Origin of the sequence: Rossellomorea vietnamensis (assembly GCF_025398035.1) — a bacterium.
GTDB classification, from domain to species: Bacteria; Bacillota; Bacilli; order Bacillales; family Bacillaceae_B; genus Rossellomorea; species Rossellomorea vietnamensis_B.
Window position 1 is genome coordinate 1,616,634 of sequence record NZ_CP104558.1, and the last position, 22,707, is coordinate 1,639,340.

Annotated in this window: 21 protein-coding genes and 1 riboswitch; of the genes, 5 read left to right on the forward strand and 16 right to left on the reverse strand. The window is 45.3% G+C overall.

All coding sequences use genetic code 11. From position 1 onward, the window contains the following. Positions 1–59 precede the first annotated feature (59 nt). The 3 genes from N5C46_RS08355 to N5C46_RS08365 form a co-directional block, all read right to left on the reverse strand. Positions 60–674, reverse strand: coding sequence for a class F sortase (locus N5C46_RS08355; protein WP_261751639.1), 615 nt, complete (start codon positions 672–674; stop codon positions 60–62). After that, the gene (locus N5C46_RS08360; protein ID WP_261751640.1) at positions 674–1,465 is read right to left on the reverse strand and encodes a DUF4397 domain-containing protein; all 792 of its coding nucleotides are present in this window, start codon (positions 1,463–1,465) and stop codon (positions 674–676) included. Before N5C46_RS08360 ends, N5C46_RS08355 begins: the two co-directional genes overlap by 1 nt. A gap of 135 nt (positions 1,466–1,600) precedes the next feature. Then, entirely contained in the window at positions 1,601–2,071 is a 471-nt protein-coding gene (locus N5C46_RS08365) for a DinB family protein (RefSeq protein ID WP_261751641.1), read from the reverse strand. A 99-nt stretch (positions 2,072–2,170) separates the two neighbouring features. Next, a riboswitch (purine riboswitch) is annotated at positions 2,171–2,272 on the forward strand. Positions 2,273–2,350: 78 nt separating this feature from the next. On the opposite strand from N5C46_RS08365, the gene ade reads away from it, so the two are divergent. Further along, a complete protein-coding gene (gene ade / locus N5C46_RS08370; RefSeq protein ID WP_261751642.1) occupies positions 2,351–4,093 on the forward strand; it encodes an adenine deaminase in 1,743 nt (580 codons plus the stop codon). 168 nt (positions 4,094–4,261) lie between these two features. Here the strand turns inward: ade and N5C46_RS08375 are convergent, their stop codons facing one another. From N5C46_RS08375 to N5C46_RS08385, 3 genes are all read right to left on the reverse strand, one after another. Then, entirely contained in the window at positions 4,262–5,776 is a 1,515-nt protein-coding gene (locus tag N5C46_RS08375; RefSeq protein ID WP_261751643.1) for a flotillin family protein, read from the reverse strand. A gap of 178 nt (positions 5,777–5,954) precedes the next feature. Next, positions 5,955–6,959 (reverse strand): hypothetical protein, encoded by a 1,005-nt coding sequence (locus tag N5C46_RS08380; protein WP_261751644.1) that lies wholly within the window; start codon positions 6,957–6,959, stop codon positions 5,955–5,957. Beyond that, a complete protein-coding gene (locus N5C46_RS08385; RefSeq protein ID WP_261751645.1) occupies positions 6,952–7,836 on the reverse strand; it encodes an ABC transporter permease subunit in 885 nt (294 codons plus the stop codon). Before N5C46_RS08385 ends, N5C46_RS08380 begins: the two co-directional genes overlap by 8 nt. A gap of 114 nt (positions 7,837–7,950) precedes the next feature. Between N5C46_RS08385 and N5C46_RS08390 the strand changes: the two genes are divergently transcribed. From N5C46_RS08390 to N5C46_RS08405, 4 genes are all read left to right on the forward strand, one after another. Next, complete coding sequence (locus N5C46_RS08390) at positions 7,951–8,514, forward strand: hypothetical protein (RefSeq protein ID WP_261751646.1); 564 nt, start codon at positions 7,951–7,953, stop codon at positions 8,512–8,514. Between the two features lie 102 nt (positions 8,515–8,616). Then, a complete protein-coding gene (locus N5C46_RS08395; RefSeq protein WP_261751647.1) occupies positions 8,617–9,273 on the forward strand; it encodes a VC0807 family protein in 657 nt (218 codons plus the stop codon). Between the two features lie 107 nt (positions 9,274–9,380). Next, entirely contained in the window at positions 9,381–10,631 is a 1,251-nt protein-coding gene (locus N5C46_RS08400; RefSeq protein WP_261751648.1) for a helix-turn-helix domain-containing protein, read from the forward strand. Between the two features lie 93 nt (positions 10,632–10,724). Further along, positions 10,725–10,910 carry a hypothetical protein gene (locus tag N5C46_RS08405; protein ID WP_261751649.1) on the forward strand — a complete coding sequence of 62 codons (186 nt, stop codon included), beginning with the start codon at positions 10,725–10,727 and terminating at the stop codon, positions 10,908–10,910. A 56-nt stretch (positions 10,911–10,966) separates the two neighbouring features. Here the strand turns inward: N5C46_RS08405 and N5C46_RS08410 are convergent, their stop codons facing one another. The 10 genes from N5C46_RS08410 to N5C46_RS08455 form a co-directional block, all read right to left on the reverse strand. Next, a complete protein-coding gene (locus tag N5C46_RS08410; RefSeq protein ID WP_261751650.1) occupies positions 10,967–11,923 on the reverse strand; it encodes a PDR/VanB family oxidoreductase in 957 nt (318 codons plus the stop codon). A 13-nt stretch (positions 11,924–11,936) separates the two neighbouring features. Then, positions 11,937–12,413: a dimethylamine monooxygenase subunit DmmA family protein gene (locus tag N5C46_RS08415; RefSeq protein WP_261751651.1), complete on the reverse strand. Its 477-nt coding sequence runs from the start codon at positions 12,411–12,413 to the stop codon at positions 11,937–11,939. Then, complete coding sequence (locus N5C46_RS08420) at positions 12,410–13,345, reverse strand: heme-dependent oxidative N-demethylase family protein (protein WP_261751652.1); 936 nt, start codon at positions 13,343–13,345, stop codon at positions 12,410–12,412. The genes N5C46_RS08415 and N5C46_RS08420 overlap by 4 nt, the downstream gene beginning before the upstream one ends. A gap of 62 nt (positions 13,346–13,407) precedes the next feature. Next, a complete protein-coding gene (gene shc, locus N5C46_RS08425) occupies positions 13,408–15,276 on the reverse strand; it encodes a squalene--hopene cyclase (protein WP_261751653.1) in 1,869 nt (622 codons plus the stop codon). 92 nt (positions 15,277–15,368) lie between these two features. After that, positions 15,369–16,103 carry a DUF2161 domain-containing phosphodiesterase gene (locus N5C46_RS08430; RefSeq protein WP_261751654.1) on the reverse strand — a complete coding sequence of 245 codons (735 nt, stop codon included), beginning with the start codon at positions 16,101–16,103 and terminating at the stop codon, positions 15,369–15,371. An 87-nt stretch (positions 16,104–16,190) separates the two neighbouring features. Further along, a complete protein-coding gene (nagE, locus tag N5C46_RS08435; RefSeq protein ID WP_261751655.1) occupies positions 16,191–17,633 on the reverse strand; it encodes an N-acetylglucosamine-specific PTS transporter subunit IIBC in 1,443 nt (480 codons plus the stop codon). Between the two features lie 118 nt (positions 17,634–17,751). After that, positions 17,752–18,654 (reverse strand): ABC transporter permease subunit, encoded by a 903-nt coding sequence (locus N5C46_RS08440; RefSeq protein ID WP_261751656.1) that lies wholly within the window; start codon positions 18,652–18,654, stop codon positions 17,752–17,754. After that, positions 18,651–19,565, reverse strand: coding sequence for an ABC transporter permease subunit (locus N5C46_RS08445; RefSeq protein ID WP_261751657.1), 915 nt, complete (start codon positions 19,563–19,565; stop codon positions 18,651–18,653). The genes N5C46_RS08440 and N5C46_RS08445 overlap by 4 nt, the downstream gene beginning before the upstream one ends. A gap of 12 nt (positions 19,566–19,577) precedes the next feature. After that, the gene (locus N5C46_RS08450; RefSeq protein ID WP_261751658.1) at positions 19,578–20,624 is read right to left on the reverse strand and encodes an ArsR/SmtB family transcription factor; all 1,047 of its coding nucleotides are present in this window, start codon (positions 20,622–20,624) and stop codon (positions 19,578–19,580) included. A 590-nt stretch (positions 20,625–21,214) separates the two neighbouring features. Next, the gene (locus tag N5C46_RS08455; RefSeq protein WP_261751659.1) at positions 21,215–22,702 is read right to left on the reverse strand and encodes a glutamate synthase subunit beta; all 1,488 of its coding nucleotides are present in this window, start codon (positions 22,700–22,702) and stop codon (positions 21,215–21,217) included. Positions 22,703–22,707: the final 5 nt, after the last annotated feature.

Below are 22,707 nucleotides of genomic sequence, written 5' to 3' on the forward strand. Positions count from 1 at the left end.
GGCTTTTTATGGAAAAAAAGAGAGCTTATCTTCCATGAGGTGGGAGGTAAGCTCTACTTTTAAAATTCTTTCGTTTGATCATCTACCAGCTCTGTATAGACAACGAGTCGTTCAACGTAGTTATGAATATCATGATCGAAATAACCTGTGCATGTGATCAGATTGAGCATCCTTTTCTCACTCGGACCAAAAATTTTTCGAAGCGGTGCATCATCTTTATCGTAGGCGACCTTTTCCCTCACCACGAATGTAAGGGTTTCTCCAGATTCCCCCTGCAGATGGATCTCATCACCAGGCTCAAGCGTCTTCAGCTCAAAAAAAACAGCCGGTTTCTTCTCATCATCTACATGCCCTGCAAGAACGGCATTCCCCTTTTCACCCGGTTGAAAGCCCGGTTCAAACCACGCTACATCCTTACCGTTCTTCGGAAGCTCCATATTCCCGTTCTTATCAAGCCCAAACTCCTTAATCGGCGCCTCAAGTCCTAGCTTAGGGATCGACAGGAAGGTTGGTTTGATCTTGTTCTCTTCTTCTACTGCTTCAGGCGTTTTGGCTTGAACAGGTTGTTCAACGGTGGATGATTGAACACCGGTATCCGGAACGGTTTGAGGCTCTTCGGCAGCACATGCCGCCAGAAGAGCCATAAGGGGAATAGTCAGTAATCGTTTTTTCATTATTTTTGCAGTTGTCTGCGTGTGACAAATAGTAGAGCCGCTCCACCTAATACCACTGCTGCAAGTACAATTGGAAGGTTGGAAGATTGTTCAGTCGCCGCTCCGCCCATTCCTGTTTCAGGCATACTTCCAGGCATCATAGTATAATCCTTCAACACAAGCACTTCTAATTGATCAGCCGTGTTAATGGCAAATACGCTGTATACCGTGTTTTCTTCAAGCATCGTACCTGACAGATCCAACACTTGATCTCCTTCAGGTGTTCTGATTTCCAAATCATATGTTCCTGGATCTAATTCCTTGTAATCTGTGATTGCTTTGAATTCTGCCCCGCTGAATAATGCATCTCCACCTATAGGACCTACATCAACAGTCGGTGCATCCGGTGAAAGATGTCCAACGCGTACCTTCGTCATCCCTTCCGTTACATCCATCGAGTCTTGTGCCACGACTAGTTCCAGGTTTTCCAACGTATTGGCCGCTGCTACAGTGTAAGCCATACCCGCTTCAACCGTCAGGTCTTGAGAAATGACCGGATCTTCGCTTCCCATGGTCCCCGCAGCATAAATTTCCACTTTATGGTCTCCGGCAGGAAGATTCATATAATCCGTCGATGCTTTAAATTCCGCACCTTCCACCACGGCATTTCCGTCAACATATACATCGACAGCCGGGGCATCCGGAGAAGCATGTACGATACGAACCATCGCATCATTTTCTGCTGCGAACGCACCTCCTGCCAGTGATAGGAAAAGCATAGCAATTACAAAAATCGTAAAAATCTTTTTCATTTCATCCACTCCTTTTGTTTTGTACAAGTTTTGTAGTTTACTTGTATATTAAATGTATAATCACATGAAAAAGATTTCAACTTTGAACTGCACGACTCAGCACATTCACTCTTTCACTGACTAATGAGGGGCTCCTCATTCAAACATTGGTACCCGGGGATCCTTATCATAACAGTGGACAAGCATAGAATGAAGCTGTCCACGGTGGTGATAAAGATGAGCTGCGACCTCCACCAGCCATTCGAATCTTGTATAGGTCACTCCCCAATATGACGTGGTCTCTTCCATTAGCATTTCTTCCGTCCACTTCGCCACCCGCTCTTTCAAATAGTGAACATTCTCCTGTAGTTCCATTCTCATTTCATCGAGGGTATGGATAGATTTATTCCCATAAAAAGAATCCATTTCTTCTCGACTGGCTCCACCAGCGATGAGATCATCCGCCATGCATATGAGAGAAATATGTGAAAGCAACTCCCCTATGGAATGCTTGGAAGGAGTGGGTCTCATTAATAGGTCTTCCTCTTTAAGACCGTCCATGATCTTTATGATCGACTCGACGGCTACTTCGATTTGATGCAGGGTGCTTCGGCAATATACATTCATTTTCATTCTCCTCATGACCTTTTACTTTCATTATACAAGGGGATACCCATTGACACATTCCATTCGATGCATATACAATGTGAAATAATCATTTTGCATAAATAAATATATTCGCATACTCGTATAATATTGGAAATATGGTCCAAAAGTTTCTACCAAACTACCGTAAATGGTTTGACTACGAGAGAGAGCAGCGACAGCAGTCCCTGCTCTTCTCTCTCTTTAAGTCAAACCCCGGATGAATCCCGGGGTTTTTCTATTCGATAAGGAGAGGATCACATGAGTACACAAAAAGAATCACTAAAGAAACGGATTGCAGCGGCCAATAAAGATATCCCTGCAGACTTAGTCATAAAAAACGCGAAAATCATCGATGTCTTCAATCTGGAAATCATGGACGGAGATGTCGCGATAACGGACGGGATATTTGTCGGTATCGGGAAGTACGAAGGAACACAAGTGATTGATGCAATGGGGAAATATATCAGTCCCTCCTTTATCGACGCACATGTCCATATCGAATCCTCCATGGTCACCCCTTCTGAGTTCGCAAAAGTCGTTCTTCCGCACGGCGTCACGACCGTCATCACTGATCCACATGAAATAGCCAATGTGTCCGGTGAAGATGGGATCCAGTTCATGCTGGACGATTCAGAACACATTCCATTAGACGTCTTCACCATGCTTCCTTCCTGTGTCCCTGCCACACCTTTTGAACATTCAGGAGCCACTTTGACAGCACATGAGTTGATACCTTTTTATCAGCATGAACGTGTCCTCGGACTTGCCGAAGTGATGGATTATCCATCTCTGCAAAAACGGGAAGACTCGATTGTGGACAAAATCACCGCCACCGTATCATTCACCCACAATATGGACGGCCATCTGGCTGGTCTTGATACGAATGCCATCAATGTATATAAATCAGCGGGCATCCGGACCGATCATGAGTGTACCTCCGTTCAAGAAGCAAAGGAACGCCTGCGGAGGGGGATGTACCTTTTGATCCGGGAAGGGAGTGTCGCAAAGGATCTCTCGTCTCTCATCGGTGTCGTCAATGATAGAAATGCACGCCGATGCCTCTTTTGTACAGATGATAAACATCTGGATGACTTAATCGAAGAAGGCAGTATCGATCATAATATCCGGTTAGCCATCGGGGAAGGCCTCGATCCAATATTGGCGATTGCCATGGCCTCCCTGCATGCCGCCGAATGTTACGGCCTTCATCACAAAGGAGCCATTGCCCCTGGCTATGAAGCGGATTTCGTCCTGCTTGAAAACCTTGAAACAGTGACCATATCTGATGTGTTCAAAGCTGGAAAAGCGGTAGCTAAGGATGGGCAGTACATTGGGAATACGATTGTCAAAACACATCCTGACTCATCCCTGACGTCAACAGTCCATATTCCTGACATTACTGAAGAAGATCTGACAATCAAAATCGGGGCTGCAAAAAAAGCGAATATTATTGAAATTAATCCCAATCAGCTTCGAACAAATAAACGAATCGAAACGATACAAGTAGAAAACGGAAGCTTCAAATCCTCACCTATTCATGATCACCTCAAAATCGTCGTCGTGGAAAGACATAACCACACTGACAACATTGGATTAGGCATCGTCAAAGGTTTCGGATTGAAGGATGGAGCCATTGCCACCACCATTGCCCATGATTCCCATAACATTGTGGCAACGGGCACCAATGATGGGGATATCCTAACGGCTGTAAAGGCACTGGAAGAAATGAACGGCGGCCTTGTCATGGTGAAGGAAGGACGGACCATTGCCACCCTTCCTCTAGCCATAGCAGGTTTAATGTTTGAAGGGGACTATGAAGACGTTGCAAAGGGACTTCATCAGTTGAAGGATGCCTTCGTCAAATTGGGATTCTCCGGGGACTTTAATCCGTTTTTAACCCTCTCTTTCCTCACTCTGCCTGTGATCCCGGAATTGAAGCTGACGGATTTAGGGTTGTTCGATGTCGGGGATTGCCGGCATATCGAGGTGGGTTTGGAGTGATGAAACGTGGAGTTGGACGGTTCGGTTGTTTTTTGCTTGACTGTTGAATTTCCCGCAGTTTTCAGCTGCTGATTTTCACCGTTATTTCAGCAGCTGAACTCCACTTCCAATACTAAAAGGTGCCAGGCACAGAATCTTCATTCCGTGCCTGGCACCTTTTCTGATATCTTATTTACTTCCCTGACCCGCTTCTTCAAACTCTTTTTCTTCCACTTCGTTCGAAGCTGCTGCTTCCTTGTCTCCTGACTCGGAAATAGCAGGCTGGTAATGGGTCGGTTGCGTCCTGTTTGCATACGACTTCAGTAATTCCCCCACATCGATGCCTGTCATTTCACGCAATGGCTCCTGCATGTCGAGCATCGTTCTGGTGATGCTTTTACCAAAGGAAGGAACCCCTTGGCCGTTACCTGAATCGATGATCTTGACTGAATCGATATTGTTCAGAGGCTGAGCGATCTTCTCAGCAAACACCGGCAACATTTCGATGAGTTTCTCGGTGATGATGACATCGCCGTGTTTCTCCATAGCTTCAGCCAGGAGTTTACGGGATTCAGCTTCGGCTTTACCGCGTTCACGGATGACATCGGCTTCGGCAGACCCTTCTTCCCGGCGGATCTTCGCTTTTGCTTCCCCGTCGATTTCCGATTTACGAGCTTCGGCTTCCGCTTTACGAGTCGTTTCGTAATAATCTGCATCGGCTTTTGTTTTACGGACCTTGGATTCTTCCGCTTCAAGCTTAACCGCACGCTCCCGTTCAAGAAATTGAAGGGTCAGCTCTTCTTCTTTTACTTCCTTGGCAAGTTTCGCTTTTTCAAGCTCATAGGACTGTTCGGATTTCGCTCTTGCGCGTTCGGTTTCTTCTTTAAAGGCAGCATCTTTGATGTCTTTTTCCTTTTTCGATTCTGCAATCGTAATTTGACGTTTGTATTCTTCTTCTTTCGCTTCCTGGTCAGTTTGAGCCCGGTGAATACGTGTTTCACGTTCTGTGTTCGCTTCAGCGATTTCAGCTTGTTTCCGCACCTCTGCGATACGCGGGCGACCAAGATTTTCTAAGTATCCATTTTGCTCGTCAGCATCCCGGATATCCGTCAAACCGAGTGACGTGATTTTAAAGCCCATCAGGTCAAGCTGTTTCTGGGCGATTTCCGACACATCGGCATTGAATTTTTCCCGGTTGCTGTTGATGTCTTCCACGGTCATTTTTGAAAGAATCGCGCGGAGGTTACTTCCCAGCACCTCGATGATTTCATCTTCAATTTCTTTTTGATCCTTGCCGAGGAACTGCTCGGCGTAGTTGGCGATCCCGTTCAAGGTATCGGCAACCTTTACCATGGCCACGGCATCGGCCACGATCGGAACTCCTCCGTTTGTGTACACTCTTGGTGTCGATAGTTTCAGTTGGAATGATGTAAGATTAACAGGAGTGGACGTCTGGAAACGTCTTAATCTGTATCCCCCACCACGGATGATTTTCATGGAACGGCCTTCCTGGTCGGTGAAAATATTCGATTCCTTCTCAGGATCCCCCAGTTTCGGTCCGGTAATGATCAATGCCTGGTTCGATTTCGCCGTACGATAGCGGAACCTCATCCAGAAGTAATATGCGATCCCCACGATTGCTGCAATAACCAGAACAGGAATCAGGAAAACGAAAAATCCAATTACACTCAATGATCCTAGCATTCTGACAACCCCTCTCAACAATTTTTAAATCAGGTATCTGATTTAATTTACATAAAAGTGCCGGCTACACTACTATATACGGATCTGAAGATGAAAAAGTTTCAATAAATTAGGCGAATCTCCTATTTTTATATAAATGGAGATCTTCGTTCCCTTTTTTCTTCACCCCCATTTTATCCTACTGTTTCAACGTAAAAAGATCTTTCGTCACTGAAATCTTCTTTTCCAAAATTTCTTCTTTCACCTTTTTCTTCACCCTACTCCCTTCACCTTCAATGAGTGATCTCCGTAAAGTGGCACTGATCGAGTTCACACATAGGATCAAGACGGCGAATAAGGTCAGTGGAACGACCACAAGCATCGGACGCAGGAAGATCTGCTGAATATTGATGGCAATCGTTGCTGCCCATTCATTCGTTTCAGAGAAATATACCGGAATGGTTTCCATGATACCGAAGTTTGCGATTTTCAAGCCTCCGAGGCACATATGAAGGATGCCGAGCTGGATGAGCAGGGCAAGCGTCTGGGAAACCTGTTCTGAAAATAATACGATCGAGTGCCTTCTGAACTGGGGCAGCAGATGCTGTTTGAACAGGTGGAACCTGCCTGCACCAATCGAGCGTGACACCTGGATGAATTCATTTCCCATAAAAAGCTTCATCTCTTCTCCCAAATAGATTCCAAGAGACGGGACTGTCACAGCCGCAATCGCAATCACTTGAATGAAGAAGTACCGGTTGGAAGGGAGGATCTCTGAATGAAAGGCCCCTTCGAGTGGGACCAGAAGCGCAAATACGATGATGACAAGGGGGATATATTGAAATGACTCCCCCAGCCCCTTGATGAATCGCCCCACAAATCCGGGGAGGAATGTGTAGAGTACGGCAAAGAAAAACCCCAACACCATTCGTAATAATGCAATGGCCAATGCCGCAAAAACCGTGTACTTCGCGCCTACTAATAGTAGAAGCAGAAAGTTTCTCCCGAGTTTATCACTCCCGAGAGGAGGCATTTCGCCAGGGGTGAACGGCGGGGCCGCTATTACTCTACCATTTTCATCCGAGAGATAATCCACTACCTCGTCATAACCAGGGTTCATTACCGGAACCAGGAAGCTGATGACAATGAAGCCGGCCAGTATAAGGATAGGCAGTGCCAAACGTTTGGCCATCCATCTATTCATTCTGCTCCCCTCCTTCCAGCCATTTTGATAGAATCATGGACCCGATTGTGAACACAATAAAGAACGGAACAAAAATCAGAAGCATCCCGAGGAAAAATGCAGAAGGTGAACTGGTAGCCGTACGCAGCAACGTCTGCATGAAGCCATTGATGTTAAAGAGAAGTTCAATGATCAATAGATTTGAAAGCATCAGTAAAAAAATCGGCTTCAAATGAAAAAAGAAGTGAACCCAGACATTCCGGAACAGATGATGCCAAACCGTGTAGGCCCTTCTGAAGCCTTTTGAATAAGAAAACTCCACATATGGTTTACTTTCTTCTTCCTTGAGCTGAAACAAAAACTGCTTCAGCAAAAACACTACAGGCAAAACCGATAAGCAAAGAATCGGCAAAAAGTAAATGCGATCTTCACCGAGGGCATAAATATCAAACACGAGCAGATTCGTCTTTTTGAATAACCAGATGATGAAAAGCTGAAATAGAACGACGATGAATACATCCGGCAGAGTATCCAGGACATTGACGATTTTAATAGAGAAACGATATGATTTCCGTGGCAATAACATAAAGGTATAACTCACGAGTACGGCCAGACAAATCGCCAAGAAGAAAGAACTGAAAAGAATGAGAAAAGAGTAATAATACGTTTGTGAAAAAACGTGTGTGATACTGTATTGCTTATTCCCATCGCCCCAATAAATATAAATCGACGAGGGATGCAGAATGTCAATCCAGGTCTGTTGCAGTCTGTCCCCATATGCTGCCAAGTTAATCAAAAGCTCTGTATCATATGCGAGCAGCGAACCGATTCCGCTAAGTAAATACAATCCCAACACGACAACCAAAAAATGAAAGGGAATCTCAAACACCCTTTTCATAATATCCCTCCACACAACTTCCAAATTGATACATTTTTTCTATATTTATGTTACAATACTGTAATATAATTGTAAACACTATTCTGAAAACGAAGAGATGAAGGGGACTCCAATATGAAGGTTAAATGGTTATTAATCGGTCTGGGAATGTTGGTTCTATTTAGTCTGTTAGCAGGTTGCAGGATTACTTTCACAACCGCAAAGGAAGAAAAGCCCCGTAATCCTAAAAATATGATGATAAATGCATCCGTCTCGTTTAAACCACATCAGATCATTATAAGGGGGAACACCGACCTGCCGCCGGACTCTGTTTTGTATATTATGCTCAAACCCTATGAGGATACGGTATCACTTGAAGAAATCCAGACCTATCAGGTTGAACCTGAAGATATCGCCGTTGCTTCTACGGCGAAAGTGGAGAAGGATGGATCGATTGAATTAACCATCCTGAAATGGCCTGACCCCAATAAAAGGTACCGTCTGGATCTTATGTTCATTCCGGATAAACAGCCTGAGGAGATCAAACTCGGAGAAAACCTCAAGAACAATGAAAGCTATATAGAAATCTCTGAAAATGGAAAAACACTTACAGGACTTCTATTGTATGTCAATGTTTTCAAGGAAGATGAAACGGTTGGTGGTACGATGGATTTCATCCTGAAACAAAACACACCATAAAATAGAAATCGACTTCATTTTTGATCATTATCCATTTATTTAAAACTTTGTCCTTTTGAGAACCGTACTCTTTGTATAAGAAAAAAAGAAAGAGTGATAGAAGTGAAGAAGAATATCGTACTATTGGATCTGATGATTTATGTCGCCCTTCCTCTTTTTGTTTGGAATATCTTGAGGGATTACACCGGGGATTATTACGCCATGCTCCTGTCTTCTGTTCCCGGGATCATTTATACCGTCTACCGATTCGTCGAGATGAAGAAAGTGAATACATTCGGCCTGTTTATTTTGTTCACCTTGATTGTCGGTACCCTGATAGACGTACTGGCCGGTTCATCTTTACAGCTTCTTTGGAATAATGTCTATTACGCTGCCGGGATCAGTTTATTTTTCTTCGTTACCATGGTCGTCAGAAGGCCCATCACCTTGTACTTCGGTCTTGATTTCGCAGAGCTCCAAGGCCATGACCGTACGTTTAGTAAGAGACTTTTCTATAAGAAACCTCTGTATATCTTGTTTCAATTGATCACGCTTTGCTTTGCACTAAGGAGCGGGATCCTCGCCGGTGTGAAAGCATGGCTCATTTTGGAGTATGGTGTAGAGGCATTTGATAAAGGGATCATTCTGCGCCAGGCGTTCAGCTGGATCATGACGGGTGTCACCGTTGCGGGATTCTTCTATATCGGGAAGATCATCAACGATTCCCCTCATTTGGTGAAGGAAGTGCAGGATGAGCTTGAAGAAGAAAAGGCCATTTAGCCTATTGGATGTTTCTGCCTTCAGACCTCCGTCTTGTCCGAACCCTATGGAACAACGTGAATATTTTTCCTATAATGGATAATAAAATGTTCACTCCGAGGTGTACTATGATTGAAGGTAAATTGATTAAATTTCATCGGGAAGAATCAGGATTGACCCAGGAGCAGCTTGCACAGGGGATCTGTTCCACTACACATCTAAGTAAAATCGAAAGGGGTATCACAGAATACTCAAGTGAAATCACCGATTTACTTGCTAAAAGGCTCGGAGTCGATATGTTAGCGGAACGTTCGCGATATGAATCCTTGCAGCATACATTGGCCAAATGGAACGATGCGATCATCATGATCCGGACCAATGAAATCCATCAACTAAAATCAGAAATCGAACAAGAGCCTTTACGATTTTTATCCGATTTCTTCTTTCAATATCATTTATTATTAGCAAGGTATCATCTGTTCTTGGATAACCCTCCTAAAGCTAATGAAATCCTGAAGATGATTAAAACGAAACAAGACTCCCTTTCCCCTTATGAACACAACTTATTATTACATGTAAAAGGAATCTATTATTTTTCAACAAGAAAATTCGACCGTTGCATACAAGCCTTGAAGCAAATCGATGATGAATACCCGAATGCTGAATATTATTTTCATCTGGCAACAGCTTATCATTCCATCCACTCCAATACGTTTGCCTATTATTACGGCCAAAGGGCCTTGCAGTTTTTTCAAAAAACACTGAACATCCTCAGAGTCATTGATTCAGAAATTCTCATATTGATTCAATTGAACGCGAAAGAACCTTTTGACATGGAAAAGACCAAACAACAGTATGATAAACTTCTCAGAGTCTGTGAATCTGTCAACTCCATGGAAAGGGCCCATAAAATCCACAACAACCTTGGATTTGAATATTTCCGAAGAAAACGATATAAGGAATCGAAGGAATCGTATGAAAAGGCATTGGATCTCACTACAGAGAGTACCCCTGCTTCTTCTTACTTAGTCACACTCAGTGGATATATCCTTTCCTGTATGAAAGGGAATCTTCTTCCTGAAGAAGAGCTCATTCACCTGGCAAACAGCGGGCTGAAGAAAGCCAGGGAGCACCAGGATCCCAGCTTTGTGTTCTTTGAAATCTATCTGCTTACCTTGCAAAGAAATGAAGAAGAACTCTATACATATATGGAGCAAACCGCCCTCCCCCACTTTAAAAGGACGGGCAGTCAGTTGATGTACCAGCATTATGAAAGACAACTCTTTTTATATTATGTCAAAACCGGCCAAACAGAAAAGGGGTTCGAGCTCGCATCCGAAAAGATGGCGAATGAAATCAGTTATTACGAATTGGAATGATCCCTGCATGATGTATGAATGAAAACACTCCCATTATTGGGTTCAACTTCCCAATCCCTCCTTCATATACTATCGTGAAAGGAGGCGATTAGAATGGATCGATTCATTCTTTTGTTATTAGCAGGTATTCTTTCCGGTTTCGCATTGTTAAGGGTACCACTTAACGGAACATTTTTAGAAAGCGTGTCACCGGTAACAGACATCATCGGTATTTTAGCTATCCTCGTATTCTCACTCTTCTTAATCTATAAAGGGATTATGGCGATGCTCGGTAAGTAAATGAAGAGACCCGGATTCATTCCGGGTCTTCTTCTGTATTTCTTATCACTTTCGCCTTATGACAATGCTATCCGCAATTTCTCCTGCCTTGCCCTGGAAACACATGTTAATATCGAGTGGTGTTCACTCCTCTCACTTTCACTCAAGAAAGAATCACCGTGATCGACTTCCCCCTCCAATACCTTCACCTCACAAGTTCCGCAACGACCGACCCGGCATGAATATGGCGCATTGACCCCTGCCTTGAGAAGGGCTTCCAATAATGTCCTGTCCTTTCGCACTTTAAGGGTGGGACCGTTTTCTACTTCTACCAAGAAATCCTGACGTTTCAATGTCTGCCGTGGAGCAAAACGTTCAAAGTGAATGGTTGATCGGGGATATCCTATTGTCAGGGCACTTGCAGTGAATTCATCGATAAAAGAAGTTGGACCGCAAAAATACACATGAGTCCCTATTCTGTGCTCCCAGAGGCTCTGGTCGTTCAATCTCCTTTCGCTTGAAAAATAAAAATGACTCTCATGGGGATACACTTTCTTTAAATATGTAAAAAACGGGCAGGATTCTTCGGACTTTGCCGCATAATGAAGCTCGAAGGAGCGATTCTCTTTTTTAAGTTCTGCCATCATGGAAAGGAAAGGCGTGATCCCGATTCCAGCTGCATAGAAAACATGATGCTTCCCTCGAAAGCTCAATGGGAAATGATTCTGTGGAGGACTGATGCGGAGAGTATCTCCTACTTTCACCTGTTCATGCCAATAACGGGACCCGCCTGTGGATTGTTCATTCAGCCGAATGGCGATTTGGTAGGTGTCCCTTTGACCGGGTGGATTCGTAAGGGAATAAGATCGTGCAATCGTCTCCCCTCCTGTCTCAATATACGTTGTGATGTGGGACCCCCCGCTAAAAGGAGGGAGAAGTTCATTATAAGCTGGCGTTAGTGAAAACCGTTTGACATATGGTGTTTCCTGATGGACCGACTGTACTCTGACGGCGATGGTTTTATTTAGATTCAACCGTAATCACTCCTTATTCCGATTGGATCAATGCCGGGTACCCGAGATAGGATTCCATTCGCTTAGAATAATGATCTGAAACAGATAATTTCAAGTGACAATGTGGACAGGTCGTGAAGGCATCGGGCAGCTCTCCGTTCACTTTCGTTTTCTTCTGACATTTACAGCAGTACACATTGATGAACCTGACTCCGTGACCGATATATTGTGCTTCGTCGTCGGAAAAACCACTGACCCCTGCCATTCTTTTAAAATTCGGGAGCCTGCTCCATTCCACTGCGATGTATAAATAACTCCCCATTTTTTGGTTCTTCAGCCAACAAGAGATATCTGCTTTTTCCTTATCTTCCACCAATACGAATTGAGAAGGGAGATGTACTTTATTGACTATTTTCATCACAGGTTCCAGTATTCCCATCCCGACTCGATCACCACAGAATAAATACTTCCGTTTAGAAGGCACGAACGAAGGTTGCATGATGGTCTTCAATTCCTCTCCCTCTTTCCCTTCAAGTACTTGATGACCTCTTCCTTAAATAGGGAGATCCCTTTATAGTCCGCAATATGATCAGGAAGTTCCTGCAGAATATGATAAAACTCTTCCGTCCAATTCTGATTCTTCGTAAATTCTTTAAGTGGTGATAGATGAGTATGGATGGTAAAAAGCAGCCCATTCGAACCCGGTAACCTAAAAAGCTTCTGCACCTCCACCCTTACGTGCACGAATTCCCCCACATTTTCCCTTGTCACATTTCTTCGGCCTTCTCCCCACTCATCAAACGTTTCGAGAGAAGTGTCCAGGCGATCACCCGCCATTAGCGACCAATTCCTCCTTACCCATGGATCTCCCGCTTCCATCCTCATTAAGAATGTGAATATCCGCTGATCCAGACCCTCTCCATTAAACCCGGGAATCGGTCCGTGTATTTCCTTGAAGCTCATCCCCGTATTGAACGCAAGGGACCAGTTTGCAGGAAAACACAGCTGTCCCGCATCCAGGAACAGATCCCCGTCCCGCTCCATCATGAAGATGAGGTCTTCTTGTACGTGCCTACCGATAAAATCAAGGGGCTCCATGGATAGAGACAAATCATCACCTGGGATAAAAGTTGTCTTCTCATTCAGAATATGGTTACGGAACGTCCATGCATCTTCTTTTATTTCAAGGGTAAACATTTCAGGGTAGAACTGGGTGAGATGTTGAATGACAAGCTCCGTGATTTCCCATTGACCTTTCCATGTGTGCGGCAGGGACTGGAAGCATCGTTTGGGATGGCGGGATAACAGTGCCCGTTTAAGTTTGATTTCTTCCCGATAAGAAGAGGTAACCTCGACACAACCCGCTTCCTCCAGCGGAACCGAATTATTTGAATACCGATACACATCACCCTTAAAGGGATAAGGGAACGAATCCAGTTTCACCTTCACACCACCTTTTGTTAGAAAATTCTCACTTTTTATTTTACCGCTTTGAGGGACGGACCTCAACCGTATTTCTCTTTATAACGGTTGAGGGTGAGCAAAGGCCAAATCCATTGGTAACTGTGGTAATGAATGTAAAAGTTTCCCGGAAGGCCGACTCCCGTTGGGTATGTTTGGGTTGTAATGCCCTTTGTTCCACTCATCATATCTAGAAGTGCCATCATTCCCAAATCAATCGCAGGGGTCGGTTTGTCTTCGATACAAATCAGTGATTCCAAGGCCCACGCTGTTTGTGAAGGGGTACTGAAGGAAAGAGGCACGAATGTCTTTTCTTGATCGCTGTAGCAGGACTCCCCCCATCCCCCATCTTTTTGCTGAATGCTTTCCAACCATTTCTTAGCCCTTTGAAGATATTTATCAGATGATGAGACCCCCACTGCTCTCATCCCCGTGATGGCCGCCCATGTCCCATAGATGTAGCAGACACCCCAACGACCATACCAGGATCCATCGTCCTTCTGCATCAGTTTTAACCACTCCACGCCCTTTTTCACTTGGGGGTGATCGTTGTTCAATCCTGCCTGTCTGCCAAGAAACTCCAACGCTCTTCCCGTTAAATCAGGGGTGGATGGATCGATGGCTGCCGCTTCTGCCCCGTCCATCGGAAAAGAAGTGAGGATCGATTTCGTCTTGTTTTTTTCAAAAGCCGGAAAACCGCCATCCCGGTTCTGCATGCCGAGTATCCAATCCAGACCGCGGTCCCAAGATGGCCTGATATGTGGGTTACCCGCTGCAGCATACGTAATGGCCCTCAGAGCCGCTGTTGTATCATCCACATCAGGGTGAATGCTGTTGCTCTCCGAAAAGCCCCATCCTCCGGGCCTTACACCACTCTCAAGAGCCCAGTCCCCATACTTGAAGTGCTGCATCCTGACAAGGTAATCCACTGATCCCTCTATGGACTGTTCATCAGGTCCCACCCCCGATTCCTGCAGGGCATGACTGATAAGGGCCGTGTCCCAAACAGTTGAAGGTGAATTTTGAATATGAAGTCCATTCTTCGTTTCACAAGCCATCTCTTTCAACCCTTGCACAGCCTTCACAATGACGGGATCACTCTTTTTGTACCCCAGTGCCAACAGGGCATAAATCATATAGAAGGTCGTGCTGAAGTAACTGAGATAGGTCCCGTCCCTTTCCAATCGCTGCAGCATATACTCGAGGGCAAACTGTCTGGCTTGTTGATGAAGATGGGATGGAATGCTCGCAAGTGACTGGATGCCCTCATTGATTTTTGAAAATAGTTTCAATTCCCGTTGACTGTACCTCACTTCACTGATAAATCGGGAAAGTTCTTGTATTTGCGGTGTATCATTTGTTCTTAACTGGAACCGAAGATCTTTCAGCAACATCAACGGAGCCAGGTGACCTCGGGCATAGCTGCTCAGATCCCAAAAGTTAACAGGGAATATTTTCGGGATCAACAGGAATTGAATGGGGATCGGCAGTAGATGCTTCCAGTCATATTGACCGTGAACAGCCAGCATGAACTTCGTAATGGAGTGAGCTTTGTGAAACCCGCCATTTTTCTCTATAAACCGTTCGGCCTGCTGGAGCCTCTTATCCTCCTTTGCAACCATTCCACTGAATCTCAGGGCAAAGTACGCCTCGATGGTTGAAGACAGATTCCCATCCCTCTCATCGTCAAAGAGCTTCCACGTCCCTTCCCTTGTCTGCAATCTCCAAAGCCGGTTCACAAGCTTGCTTATCAGTTCTTCCTCATCCGCCTCCAGTGAGCGGAGAAGAATGATCATATACGCATCCGTTATCACGCTATTTTCAAAACAAAAGGACCAGCTTCCTTCTGCATTTTGCATCTGCAGAAGATGCTGTTGAATATTTCGGATTGTATTTTCTATATTTTTTTTCATCATTTATCCTCCCGGGTTCCTTCTCTAACGTTATGTATATGAGAAGAACACCGGTACTAGTAGTGAGAAGCAAAGAAGAGCCTGCCATCCGGTTACCGGGGAGCAGACCCTTCTTGATTTTCTTCTATTTTCTGTGAGTAATAGCTTACAAGTTCAGGATACTTTTGCATTTCCTCTCTGCCGGAATCCGTGATTTGATACACGCCCCTTTTCACCCTTTCGAACCACCGGTAATAGTTCTTCTGGAGGATGGACGGGGTTTTGTCGCCCGTCCCCAGCTTTGTTAAATTCTTCGGGGACATGGGTCCGTGTTTTTCCAGGCAGCAGGCGATGTGTATGCAGCTCTCTTTATAAGCGGTCATGATCTTCGTTTTATTGCTGCCGCCTACATTGTAATCCGCACTGCGGCCTTCGATTTCCTTCACCAGGGATGCCCGCTTCTTTTTGCTATTTCGCATAACCTTCTTTCGGTCAAAGGCTTCCGGATGAATGGCAAAATCAAGCTTTGGCGTCTTTGTCGTAAAGGAAACCGTGATAAGACCAAGTTCAAGACGCCTGACCAAATGACGTATATCGTTCCATCGCTTCGACCTGAGGCGCTTCGGTTTCGGAATCGCAATGTACACAAGATCCGTCAGCCGCTGCCGCTTCGTTGCCTGGATGAGGAGCTCGATATTCAAGGAAAGCTTCAGCTCCACAATCACCAGCTCCCCCTCTTTCATCGCCGTCAGATCACAGTCATTCACTTCACCGTTCACCTGATATCCCTGTTTATGAAAATGCTTCTGGATCGGCTGATATAAATCCGATTCTTTCAGTTTCGTCATGGGTAAAAAACCTTTCCGGGAAAAAATTCTATAAGATAAAGTATAGACTATTGGAGAGATTTTTGCAGTTTCAGAGAAAGAAAGACCTTACCCCCGAATCCTCTCGATCTCGTCTGCCACAAACTGCACAGACGTCCCGACAATCACATGAAGGCTATTTTCCCCCACCACATGGATCCCCGGGACCCCCGTTGCTTTGATCCGTTCCTGGTCCACAATCTCCATGTCCTTCACTTCCACTCTCAATCTGGTGATGCAATTTTCAACGGAGGTAACATTTTCATCTCCGCCGAGGCCGGCATAGATTTCTGCTGCCATGACTGCGAACTTGTCTTCTCCTGTGAGAATAGGAGCCATCTCTCCTTCTTCCCCTTCTTCTTCACGCCCAGGTGTCATCAGATTGAATTTCGAAATCATAAAACGGAATAAGAAATAATATAGGAAAGCAAATACGAGACCTTGAATCAGCAGCATATATGGCAGATTGGCCAGGGGAAGCCTTGAACTCAGGACAAAATCGACAAACCCTGCGCTGAATCCGAAACCTGCCGTCCAGTGGAAGAAGGATGCAATCGCAAGGGATAATCCGGTCAGCACGGCATGAGCTACATATAAAGCCGGCGCCACGAACATGAAGGCAAATTCAAGAGGTTCTGTCACTCCTGTAAAAAAGGAAGCAAAACCTGCTGCAAGCATCAGGGAAGCAACCTGCTTTTTCTTACCTGGTTTCGCTGCATGATAAATGGCAAGACCAGCTGCCGGCAAACCAAACATCATGACAGGGAAGAATCCAGCCTGATACATTCCCGTCACACCTTTTTCACCCGTGCCAGACCAGAAGTTCCCGATATCATTGATTCCGGCAACATCAAACCAGAACACAGAATTCAACGCATGATGCAATCCGGTGGGAATCAATAATCGATTGAAGAACCCATATAAACCTGCGCCTGTAAACCCAAGCCCGCTGATTTCCTTCCCGAAGGAAACAAGCGCTGTATAGATGACCGGCCATACAAACAGCATCACGCCTGAAACGACGAGCATGGCGATTGCGGACATGATCGGCACCAATCGTTTCCCGCTGAAAAAGGCAAAAGCATCCGGTAGCTTCACATGACTGAAACGATTGTACATACCTGCCGCTACGATCCCCGACAAGATTCCGACAAATTGATTTCCAATCTTATCGAAAGCGGGATTCACTGCCTCTTTTTCTATCCCTTGTAACAACGCAACGGAATCCGTCGACAGCAATGTGGTAATAACGAGATACGCGACCAATCCGCTCAGTGCCGCCGATCCATCCTTCGCCTTTGCCATCCCGAGTGCGACACCGACAGCAAATAGAATCGCCATATTATCAATGATCGATGCCCCTGCCTTGATCAGGAAAGCGGCAATCGGACTATCCGCCCCCCAGCCGGACGGGTCGATCCAATACCCGATCCCCATCAAAATCGCCGCAGCCGGTAACACGGCAACGGGAAGCATCAACGAACGACCAATGCGCTGCAAGTATTTCATCATTTTGTTTTCCCCCTATCAGTCTGTTTTTAAAGACTCCTTGTCTCTTTCATGAGGACAAAGCCCTTCTTTAAAAAATATTCCGGCATTCAGTTGTTTAGAAGTGGATGACGGTGTGTATTCATACCTTTCGATAGGATTTTTCAAGATTTTTGATCATCATATTCATCAATAGGATCAACAAGGAATAAGCCATGACGGGAAAAACCACGATGTAAGGTTCCAATAATAACTCTCCATATCGACTTCCGATCAATCCGGCCCACTCATACGTTGAGCTTGCATGAACATTGAATTGATCATGCTCCTGTCCTGACATAATGATTGTCCCACCTATGAATAAATGAAAAATGGAAAGATGCAACATAAGCGTGAGAACTTGTACGAGCTGTCTTCCTGACAAAATGAACAGTCGCGGCAAAAGATGGGGAAAAACATGCTTCCTAGCCAAATGGAAAGATGATCCCCCCAGCACCTTCACACTATCCATAAATTCAAATGAGTGAATATGGCGAACCGTTTCCCCGATCATCCTCGCTGTCGTCGGCACCCCCACCGTCACGAGGACAAGGACCTGTAATAAAACGGCTTCAGCCATTGAAAGGGGCGGCGCACTTCTTACCTCATACAGCAAAAAAGGAGTAAGCCATATAATGGCGATGAGGGACTGCGGAACGAAGGTGAGAGCGTGTAACAATCCTTGCACATATAAGGAAGCAAGCCATTTATGCAGCCAGACTCCAAGAAGTGTAGACAGGGTGATTCTCAACAACGCGACAATAAAAGCAACTAACATCGTCCATTTTGCTCCCGTCATCAGCTCATAAAATAAATCTTTACCTTCCCGGTCCGTTCCAAGCCAATATAAGCTTGAAGGCGGATAAGGGGTCGTGTCCATGATTTCCCCTTTTTCATCATAGAGGAAAGGCTTTGCGACCGGCTCCTCTGTCATGATTGGCCAAATGACGCTCAAGAGTAACAGGAAGGATAATAGAATCGATGGTACCACCCTTGCAATGTTCACTCCATTTCTCCTCCACTCCCTGGATAAAACCGCTGCCGAAAATGGTTTAACCCATTTATAATGAAAAAAAATGGTGTCATGGTAAGAATCAACATGAAGACACGTGATGATGCGGGCTGATCTCCCAAAATGAACCTCATGATTCCGTTACTCTGAAACAGGAATTCAAGGACCACGAGATGTGTGAACAGGGACAAAACGATGACGGGTAAATGAGCCAGGCACTCCATGACTGTATTCCTGAAAATGTGGTGAAGCGAAATCATCGCATGTGAAAGACCTTTGGATTTGGCAAACAGGGCATAATCCTTTTCCATTTCTTCGTTCATGAAGAGAAGCTGGATTTTCAACATATAAATTCCCGGGACTATGCTCAATATGATGACTGGCAAGAGGAAGGCCTGTTGATCATTGGTGGAATAAGCAAGGGCCAGTTCAACACCGGTCATCTTATAAAACCAGACAACACATAATTGAATACTAAAGATGAAGAATACATCAGGGACTGACTCGAGTACGTCTATTGCGGAGAAAATCACTTTTTTCAGAAAAGAAGGGAACTGAATAAGAAACAAGCCTGACAGAGAAGCCACGACAATCGACAACATCAAGCCGCCCATCATCAGTGACATGCTATAAACATACGAATCTAGTATGGAAGGAAACAGTTCTATCGTTGCCTGCTTCTGATGGAACTCAACCGATCTCGCTTCAGGCATCCGGGAAAAAGACAGTGTTTCAGAATGAGCGTAATAAGAAAGAGTGCCAGGATGCATGATTTCCTGCATGATTGTCATTGTCGATGCTGCAAAGCTCTTCGGACCGGATATCAAGGCCGGTGAAGCAAGAATGAGAAGGATCCCTATGCACGCTAATCCAAATTGACCTATTCCTTTCATGAATGTTGTCATCTTCAAGTCCCCTTATGCGAAATCATGTTCATAAATAAATTGCTCCAATAATGGGAGTGAGATGAATTGACTCAGGTCGGATCGCAGGGACTCCATCCTTTCCCTGTTTCCTGAATAAAAGATATAATACCCTTTACGCTCACTCTTTACTAAACCGGCTTTTTGAAGAGTCTTGATATGACCCGAAATGGTCGCTTCAGAAAGACTATGTTTTTCAGCAAGCTGTTTCGTACTGTATGGATGAATCAAAACGTCCCGCAAAATCTTTAGTCGTGTTGCTTCCCCCAATGCTTTGAACATGAGCAATAAATCCTCCGGCGGTTCATCCTTCATCTCTTCTGTATCCGGAACCGCCACGTGCAGCCCAAGACAAAGCCTTCCTGGATATACCCCGAGCATGACATGGGGAGTAATGAAAGTGGATGGCTGCAACGTGACGTGTGGATAGTCTGCCAGAGAAAATTGATATGTTTCTCCTTTTTGGACTTTAATCGTTTGAAGGGTGACCGTTACATCAGGATGGACTTCGTTCAGGGCCTCCAGTGAAGATTGGTCAAGCTTCTGCTGAAAGGTTGCTGCCGCACTCTTGATCCAAGGACGTATCCGGAATAATTCCGGCTGAAAGACTTTTTCATTGAATTCGTAAAGAAGCTCATGAATACGATCCTTCCACTGTTTGGGATGAGATAATAACTCTTTTTGCTGGAAGCTTAATGGAGACATCCGGCTGTCCTTCTTCCAGGATTTAAGCGTATCCACACTATACTGTTCTCCCAGCATATAAAAAACAAATGCGTCATCCGGCATGGAACAAATAAACTCAATTACTTCCTCAGTGGAAGATTCGTTCAGTACATACTCGTTACGGATATTCATAAGGTACATCCACTCGTATGAAAGCGAACCAAGCAATCGGATTTCGTCGACCATCTCTGTTGGGAGTGACCTTTCCACCTCCATCGCCCACTTCCTGCGATAAGGATGATGCACAGGATTACACAACACGTGCAAACTGGCCATTAATTCATTAAAAGGGGAAAATACAATTTCCATACCCATGTTAACTCCACCTTCTGTAACTGATTCGTCAATCACCTAATCAAATTCAATAACTGGATAAATTAAACATAATTTACGGTAAGTGGGTGGATCTGTCAAGAGGGAGTTTTGGTGGGGTTGAGGGTATATGGTGGAGGGACGGACCTTGGTTGGAGGATTATGGGGGATGGGAGGTGTTTAGGTTTCCTATAAGTGGTAAAAGACGCAAATACGGTGTGAAACGACGCAATTATCGAGAAAATGACGCAATAAACTAAATAATGACGCAATCACTCCCTATAATGACGCAATTAACGGCAAGCCCTATTGACTGGTCCACCACAGAGGAGTAAATAAGCCATTATCAACAGGTTCTAGAATCCTGAACATAGACATATGATAGGATTTTCACTACAATCCCCAAAAAACAACTAACTTTCTTCATTCCCTAAAGATTTTTCAACCTAAATCTCACCGATACAGACATGTCCTCCCTTTAATACATCCCATTTACGACGGAGGTCCGTCCCTCTTAACAACGTCTGCTACCTCAAACACCAAAAACCCCCACCAGGCATCAAGCCCGATGGAGGTCCGTCCCTCAATAAGGATTAAGGTAATTCAGTTGTGCCCATAAGGTAGCGGTCGCATTCGCGGGCTGCTTCACGGCCTTCGTTGATGGCCCAGACGATGAGGCTTTGGCCACGGCGCATGTCTCCTGCAGCGAAGACGCCATCGACGTTTGTCATGTAGTTCCCGTACTCCGCTTTCACAGTGGAGTTGCTGTTTGTTTCGACTTCAAGCTCTTTGATCAGATCCTGCTCGGGTCCGCTGAATCCGATGGCCAGAAGGACAAGGTCCGCCGGCCAAACTTTTTCAGTTCCCGGGATTTCATCACGGATCTTGTTTCCATTTTCGTCATAGCGGAGTTTCACATTGACCGTATGAACTTCCTTGATATGGCCATGTTCATCACCGACAAACTTCTTCGTCATGACAGCGTACGCACGTGGATCATCGCCAAGGACTTCGGCCGCTTCCTTTTGTCCGTACTCCACCCGGTGAATGACCGGATACTGTGGCCAAGGATTGCCCACTTCATCCCGCATCGCACCTTTTTTATCATATATATCGAACTGAGTCAGGCTTTTACAATTATGCCTCACGGAAGTGGCCAGACAGTCTGTACCCGTGTCCCCTCCACCGATGACGATGACGTTCTTCCCTTCAGCAGAAATATATTCGCCATCCTGTAAGTTCGAATCCAATAAGCTTTTCGTATTCGCATGAAGGAATTCCATGGCATAATGAACGCCTTTCAGATCACGTCCATCGACCTGGATGTCACGGTGTACGGCTGCTCCCCCGCAGAGGATGACGGCGTCAAAGTTCTCCCGAAGATTTTCGACGGTGTAGTCTTTCCCAACCTCCGTATTCGTGACAAATTCAATGCCCTCTTCTTCTAAAATATCGACACGGCGCTTCACGACCGAGTATGGAAGCTTCATTTCGGGAATCCCATACGTCAAGAGACCGCCGACTCGATCATTTTTTTCAAAAACGGTGACAAGATGACCTGCTTTATTCAGCTGCGCAGCTGAAGCCAATCCTGCAGGACCTGATCCGACGACGGCCACGCGCTTACCGGTGCGGAACTGAGGCGGTTCCGGAATGACCCAGCCTTCCTCAAATCCCTTCTCAATGATCGAGCGTTCCACAGTCCTGATGGCAACAGGCGGCTCATTGATTCCAAGCACACACGCCCCTTCACATGGAGCCGGACAGGCGAAGCCGGTGAATTCAGGAAAGTTATTCATCTGATGCTCGCGTTTCAATGCTTCCTTCCATTGTCCCTGATACACAAGATCATTCCATTCGGGTATCAGGTGATACACAGGGCAGCCCGATGTCGACCCGTTGATCTCCATTCCGGACTGACAAGTGGGTACGCCGCAGTCCATGCAGCGTGCCCCTTGTTTCTTGATTTCTTCTTCCGAAAGAGGAGTGGTGTAATCGTTCCAATCTTTCGTCCGTTCGGCTGGATGTCTCTCAGCCGTTGTCTGTCTCGAATATTCCATAAATCCAGTTGCTTTTCCCATCATAT

Bases quoted from the DNA above. Each gene is read 5' to 3' on its own strand.
- N5C46_RS08365 (WP_261751641.1), bottom strand. From the start codon at position 2,071: ATGAATGTATATTGCCGAAGCACCCTGCATCAAATCGAAGTAGCCGTC.
- N5C46_RS08355 (WP_261751639.1), bottom strand. From the start codon at position 674: ATGAAAAAACGATTACTGACTATTCCCCTTATGGCTCTTCTGGCGGCA.
- N5C46_RS08445 (WP_261751657.1), bottom strand. From the start codon at position 19,565: ATGACAACATTCATGAAAGGAATAGGTCAATTTGGATTAGCGTGCATA.
- shc (WP_261751653.1), bottom strand. From the start codon at position 15,276: ATGAAAAAAAATATAGAAAATACAATCCGAAATATTCAACAGCATCTT.
- N5C46_RS08450 (WP_261751658.1), bottom strand. From the start codon at position 20,624: ATGGGTATGGAAATTGTATTTTCCCCTTTTAATGAATTAATGGCCAGT.
- N5C46_RS08390 (WP_261751646.1), top strand. From the start codon at position 7,951: ATGAAGGTTAAATGGTTATTAATCGGTCTGGGAATGTTGGTTCTATTT.
- N5C46_RS08380 (WP_261751644.1), bottom strand. From the start codon at position 6,959: ATGAATAGATGGATGGCCAAACGTTTGGCACTGCCTATCCTTATACTG.
- N5C46_RS08405 (WP_261751649.1), top strand. From the start codon at position 10,725: ATGGATCGATTCATTCTTTTGTTATTAGCAGGTATTCTTTCCGGTTTC.
- nagE (WP_261751655.1), bottom strand. From the start codon at position 17,633: ATGATGAAATACTTGCAGCGCATTGGTCGTTCGTTGATGCTTCCCGTT.
- N5C46_RS08360 (WP_261751640.1), bottom strand. From the start codon at position 1,465: ATGAAAAAGATTTTTACGATTTTTGTAATTGCTATGCTTTTCCTATCA.
- N5C46_RS08375 (WP_261751643.1), bottom strand. From the start codon at position 5,776: ATGCTAGGATCATTGAGTGTAATTGGATTTTTCGTTTTCCTGATTCCT.
- ade (WP_261751642.1), top strand. From the start codon at position 2,351: ATGAGTACACAAAAAGAATCACTAAAGAAACGGATTGCAGCGGCCAAT.
- N5C46_RS08430 (WP_261751654.1), bottom strand. From the start codon at position 16,103: ATGACGAAACTGAAAGAATCGGATTTATATCAGCCGATCCAGAAGCAT.
- N5C46_RS08400 (WP_261751648.1), top strand. From the start codon at position 9,381: ATGATTGAAGGTAAATTGATTAAATTTCATCGGGAAGAATCAGGATTG.
- N5C46_RS08385 (WP_261751645.1), bottom strand. From the start codon at position 7,836: ATGAAAAGGGTGTTTGAGATTCCCTTTCATTTTTTGGTTGTCGTGTTG.
- N5C46_RS08455 (WP_261751659.1), bottom strand. From the start codon at position 22,702: ATGGGAAAAGCAACTGGATTTATGGAATATTCGAGACAGACAACGGCT.